We start from the raw sequence: 3994 nt of genomic DNA, 5'->3' as shown, positions 1-3994 counted from the left end.
CCATTCAAGGGCCGTTTTAAGTTAATGACATTGCTCATGGAGCCGCCCTGCGGATACTGCGATACTTCTACGCGGTAGCCCTTGCCCTTGAGGTAGAAGTCAAAGCCGTTGGAACGCTTGGTCTTTTCCAGATGGAATGCAGAGCCGGTGCCGTAGTAGTTGGAATCCGAGGACCGCAGCTTGCATTCGCTCAAAAAGTCGTGGGTGCTGCCGTCTGCATCGGTGGCAGTGACCGATACGTCCTCCGGTGTGATGCCGCGGTAAGAATGCAGATTTACGATATTGGAAGCATCGGTGTTGATCTCTGTGGTGCCGTTCAGCGGTGCACGATAGGTCAATACGGAATCGTCATCGGAAGCATACAGTACAGATTCACCCTTTTCTGAAGTGAACCCGTATGCCGGAATGCAGAACTGCTTGGTCTTGGAGTTGACATAGATGCAGGCGTTGTCGTTGAACAGCGATTCCTTGGTGGTCTTGTTGTAGAAGTTGCTGTCGTAGGCAACAATGCAGGTGTCGTAGTTCACGCCGTCAAATGTCCAGCTGCCGGAAACCTTGTCCATGCCTACGATCATGTGCGTACCGCCGGCCCGAATGGCAACCATGAAGTAAGTGCCCTTTTCCTTGCAGCGTTCTGCACAGTTCAGCAGGTTGTCTACTCGTTCGTCCTGTGTCAGCAGTGTCGGAGCATACATGACCACGTTGGAAACTGCCTGATATTCCAGCAGCATGTCATAGTAGGTGATCAGCTGTTCTACGTCGTTGGTCAGCGTGATGTCATGCAGGGTTTCTGCACCTGCCTGAATGTCGCTGGGGGACAGTTCGCCGTTGTGTACCAGAATGGACAGGGCTGCCATGCCGAAGCACTGGCTGCCTTGGCAGACGTTCCGGTATACACTGCTCTTGTTGAGATAGGCGAGCCGTTCAATATTGGTCATGCTGTTCCAGATCGGTTCGAATACCTTCTGGTTGAAGTCGTCCTCCGACAGGTTGCAGGAGTGGTTCGTGAACGAGAATGTGTCCTTGTACATGCCGTTTGCAGTGGCAGCCTGTTCCAGTTCGCTGGGTTCTGCCGACGGCTCTATTTCCCCCAGAGATGACTGATAGAACGCATCTTTCTGTTCGTTGGTGATGTCGGTCAGGTTTTCCTGTGTCATGCTGCCCAGAACGCTTTCTGCACCAGCCTGTACCGGCTGATAGCTCAGAACGCAGGCTGCTGCGGTAGACAGTGCCAGTAATGCTGCAAATTGTTTTTTCATAAAAATTCCTCCCTCTTGAATTGAAAAAAGTTGTGTAGGATTTATCCTACTGGAAATCTGAAATGAAAGTGAAAGGTTTCAGTCGAATCCCTCCACCAGTTTCGCTGGGTGAATGGTTACTTCAACCCTGCTCCACGCAGAGCACACTCGTACACAATGTCGAACAGGTCGCAGGTGTCGATCACGCCGTTGCCGTCGGTGTCGCCCTCCGAGTTGGGAACGTAGCCTCTGTTATATCGTCTTACGCCGTGCTCGGAAGTTGCGATATCGTTGATATGCCATAGGATCTGGTAAATGTCGCCGGGCTGATACGGTACGCCGTCGCCGTCTGCATCGCCGAGAATGGGAGCATCGTCATATACGCCGTCACCGTCAAAGTCGTACCAAAGTTCGCTGCATTCGTCCTTGGTATTGAACTGAAGCAGAGCGTCTTTTGACCGTACAAAGTTGAAGAAATAGCTGCCGAACCAGTTGAGGAATTCTTCCCATGTGCCGTCGAATTCATCGATACATTTTTGTGTGGCCATCGGAAGTGCCTGTACAAAAATCTCTCCGTCACCGGTAATTGCCAAGCCGGTGTCCTGTTTTGAAATTGTTGCGGTCTGATTCGGGTAGATCACAAGAGCAATATGGACGGAGCCAACCGGTTCATAGTTGTAGGTGCCTTGGTCGTAGGTTAAGATATAGGACACCAAGATGCTCTCTGTGTCGGTATTGGTGTAGGAAATGCTGTCGCCGCAGAAGTCCATTTTGCACTTTGTGCCTCTGTCATGTACTTTGGGCGTTTCCGGACTGCTTTCTGCGTACTGTTCCATTCTTAAACGGTATCCGATACCGTTGACATCAAAAGCAAATCCCTGTGCACGTTCTTTTTTCTCCAAGTGGAATGTGCTGCCCTTTCCGAAGTAGATCGTATCGCCATAGTTCATTTTGCATGCTTTCCAGAAATCGTAAGAGGTGCCGTCCTTGGTGGTAGAGGTGACATCGATCTGATCCTTTGTGGTGCCGCTGAAGAAACGCCATTTTACAGTTTCGGAAACGTCTGTATTGACTTCGGTGGTGCCGCGAATGGGTGCCCGATAGGTCAGCAGCGAATCGTCATCGCTTGCGTCCAGCAGAACGCCGCCGTTCTCCGAGGTGAGGTCATATGCCGGAACGCAGTACTGCTTGGTTTCAGAATTGATATAGATGCAGGTCTTATCGCTGAATATGGATTCCTTGGTATCTTTTTGTACACTGTTGCTGTCATAAGTGAGAATGCAGGTGTCATAGCTGATACCATTGAATGTCCAGTTGCCGAACTGCTCGTCCATGCCAACCATTGCATGTGTGCCGCTTTTGGCAGAGGAAATGCATGCCATAAAATAGGTGCCTTTTTCCTTGCAGCGTGCTGCACAGTTCAGAAACGCGTCAGTGTGTTCGTCCTTTGTCATCATTCCCGCAAAAACAATATTGGCGTGTTCGACAACCTTGTACACTTGCAGGGAATTGTAGTAGGTGATCAGTGCTTCCACATCTGGTGTCATTTCTACATCGTGCAGCGTTTCTGCACCTTCCTGAATGTCACTGGGAGTCAATAAGCCGTTGTGCACTAGTACAGCGATAGAAGATATGCCGTAGCAAAGTCCGCCTGCATATGCGGTATCTTTGGCGGCTAAGTTATAGTTGGAATCCAGTTCGGAATAGGTCATGCTTTCCGACAACGGAGCATACACCTTATCGTGGAATTCCTCATTTGTCAGCGTGCACAAGTGGTTGCCAAAGGCAAAAGTGTCTTTGTACATGCCGTTTGCAATGGCGGCTTGTTCCAGTTCGCTGGGCTCCGAGGAAGCTTCCGCTTCATAAAACGGAATCTCGCCCTCTGACATGGAGTCATAGAGGTCTGCCTCCATTTCGTCCTCGTTGTTACGGCTTTCCCAAGCTTCCCGTACCAAGGTATCGGTGCTGTCCAGAACGTCGTATGTCTGTAGATCCTCGAGGGAGTCCTCTGCACTGGTGGTGATCGGTGTGCAGGTCAGCATACACGCTGCTGCGGTGGAGAGTGCCAGTAGTGTTGTGAATTGTTTTTTCATAAAAATCCTTCCCTTTTGTCCAAGAATATAGACACAATTGAGGAGGGTCAAATGTTGCACTTTTAATTGAAAATATTTTGTGAACATTTGACAGGATAACGTCGGAGATTCCAAAAACGGCGATTTTGCAATAAAAAAGAGCCTGCAGGGGTTGCAGGCTCAGGGAAAATCCAAACAGGTTGCATGCGTGTCAGATGACAAGATTCGAACTTGCGGGATTTGGGGTGGATTTGACGTAGTTTCGGGCTTTTTTTGGAGAGGTTGCCATTTTTGGTTGCCATTGAAAATTTAGGGATGTTGTTTTAGTGGGTTAGGGGAGTTCTTTCTTTGCTGCAGCGAGGGCGACTTCTATGGTTTTATCCATGTCGTAGTATTTGTATTCGCCGAGGCGGCCACCGAAAATGACATTGTCTTCTGCTTCTGCAAGGGCTTTGTACTGTTCGTACAGTGTGCTGTTTTTGGCGTCGTTGACGGGGTAGTAGGGTTCATCTCCAAGTTTCCATTCCGAAGAATACTCTCTCGAAATAACTGTTTTCGGCAGATCGTTTCCGTTTTCATCTTTGCCGAACTCGAACCATTTATGTTCAATGATTCTTGTCCAGGGAGTTTCTCTGTCTGTGTAGTTTACAGCTGCATTGCCTTGGAAGTTTGGCTTATCGAGAA

At 49.2% G+C, this 3994-nt stretch carries 3 protein-coding genes; all 3 read right to left on the bottom strand.

All coding sequences use genetic code 11. The features are described from left to right. Positions 1-1259: hypothetical protein (locus RUMCAL_RS09705; protein ID WP_021682622.1), on the bottom strand; the 1259-nt coding region annotated here is incomplete at its 3' end. A gap of 116 nt (positions 1260-1375) precedes the next feature. Then, positions 1376-3331, bottom strand: coding sequence for a hypothetical protein (locus RUMCAL_RS09700; RefSeq protein ID WP_040647825.1), 1956 nt, complete (start codon positions 3329-3331; stop codon positions 1376-1378). A 310-nt stretch (positions 3332-3641) separates the two neighbouring features. Continuing rightward, positions 3642-3994, bottom strand: a 353-nt coding sequence (locus RUMCAL_RS09695; RefSeq protein WP_021682619.1) for a UDP-galactopyranose mutase, incomplete at its 5' end; no start/stop codon positions are given.

This window comes from Ruminococcus callidus ATCC 27760 (genome assembly GCF_000468015.1).
Taxonomy (GTDB): Bacteria; Bacillota; Clostridia; order Oscillospirales; family Ruminococcaceae; genus Ruminococcus_C; species Ruminococcus_C callidus.
The sequence above is the reverse complement of the archived record's forward strand: the minus strand, read 5'-3'. Positions and strand labels throughout refer to the sequence as shown.

Excerpts from the sequence above, each read along its gene's own strand:
- RUMCAL_RS09700 (WP_040647825.1), bottom strand. The coding sequence starts at position 3,331 with ATGAAAAAACAATTCACAACACTACTGGCACTCTCCACCGCAGCAGCG.